The following is a 498-nucleotide window of genomic DNA, read 5'->3' as shown; positions in this document are numbered from 1 at the left end:
GCGGTTTCCATCGGCGACGTGCTGCCCGGCGGCGGGCTGTTGCCAGGGGGGTCGCTGGTGGCGGTGCTCGGGGACGGGTTTCAACCGGAGGCCCAGGTGCTGATCGAGGGCGTCGCCCTCGCCTCGACGTCGTGGGTGGACTCTTCACGCATCGAGGTCGTCACCGCGGTCGACGCGCAACTCGACGCCAGGATGGTCAGCGTCACGAACCCGGACCTGACCAGCGCGACCTCCTTTGCGACCTTGCGCACCGCGGACCTCGGCAAGAGTACGATCCCCCTCCTCGCCGTCACCGAAGCCATCTTTCCGTTGCAGACGCGAGCCAGCGCCGTGTTCGCGGCGCCGGCGACCGGAACATTCTTCGCGCTCGCCCTGCAGAATCCGGGGCCGGCCGACTCGATCGTGTCGGTCGAGCTCTGGGACGCGGGCGAGGCAGTGGCGTCGGCTACGCTCACGCTGCCTTCGGGCACCAAGGTCTCGCGCGAGGTCTCGGAGCTC

Annotated in this window: 1 pseudogene (cut by a window edge); it reads left to right on the top strand. The window is 69.7% G+C overall.

Annotated features, from left to right (window positions below):
• Positions 1-18: 18 nt before the first annotated feature.
• Positions 19-498 (top strand): annotated as a pseudogene (locus tag E6J58_04015) (hypothetical protein) (it continues 21 nt past the right edge of the window).

It is taken from the genome of Deltaproteobacteria bacterium (assembly GCA_005879535.1).
Classification (GTDB): domain Bacteria; phylum Myxococcota; class Myxococcia; order Myxococcales; family 40CM-4-68-19; genus 40CM-4-68-19.
Note: the sequence above shows the minus strand (reverse complement) of the source record. Positions and strands in the feature narration are given on the sequence as shown.